The 894-nt window shown below is 69.1% G+C and carries 1 protein-coding gene; it reads left to right on the top strand.

Going from position 1 to position 894, the window contains the following annotated elements; all coding sequences use genetic code 11:
* Window positions 1–61 precede the first annotated feature (61 nt).
* Window positions 62–841 (top strand): transposase family protein, encoded by a 780-nt coding sequence (locus AC1WTP_RS34435; protein WP_481653380.1) that lies wholly within the window; start codon window positions 62–64, stop codon window positions 839–841.
* Window positions 842–894: the final 53 nt, after the last annotated feature.

Here is an 894-nt window from a genome sequence, read left to right on the forward strand (position 1 = left end):
CTAAGGGACGTCTCGTAACCCCGATGTCTGTCCGGTGAGGACGGTCGTTGATGATGCCTGGGTGCAGGTGATCTCCGCAGCGCGGCCCGAGTGGATCTTTCCGTTCACCGGACTGACTCCCGCCCAGTTCCGCCGGCTGGTCCGTCTGGTCGCCGAGCGCGGCGGGGACTCGATCGCCGACGGACGGCCGGGCCGGCAGTGGGCCCTGGACCTGCCGGACCGGGTGCTACTGGTGGCCGCGTACTGGCGCACGAACCTGACCATGCGTCAGATCGGGCCGTTGTTCGGGGTGTCGCACTCCGCCGCGCACCGGGTCATCGACACTCTCGGACCGCTGCTGGCCCTCGCCCCGGCGCGGCGGCGGCCGGTCGACCAGATCGCGATCGTCGACGGCACGCTGATACCGACCCGGGACCACCGCCAGGCCGCGCGGAGCAAGAACTACCGGTACTCGACCAACCTGCAGGTCGCCATCGACGCGAGCACCCGCCTGGTCATCGCCGTCGGCGACCCGCAGCCGGGCAACCGCAACGACACGGTCGTCTACCGCACCTCCGGTATCGACCAGAAACTGGCCGGGCGGCCAGTCATGGCCGACGGCGCCTACCGCGGCAACCCCGAAGTGATCATCCCGTACCGCAAGCCCGCCGACGGCAGCGACCTGCCGCCCTGGAAGGAAGACCTCAACGCCCAGCACCGCACGATCCGGGCCAGGGTCGAACACACCCTGGCCAGGATGAAGAACTGGAAAATCCTGCGCGACTACCGCCGCGCCGCCCACACATTGGCCGACGCCGCTTCCGGCATCGCCAACCTGCACAACATCACCCTCGCGAGCTGAGCACCAACCCGGTCCCGGGCAACGCCTTCACCGGGTTACGAGACAGCCCTTAG

This window comes from Micromonospora sp. R311 (genome assembly GCF_056780015.1).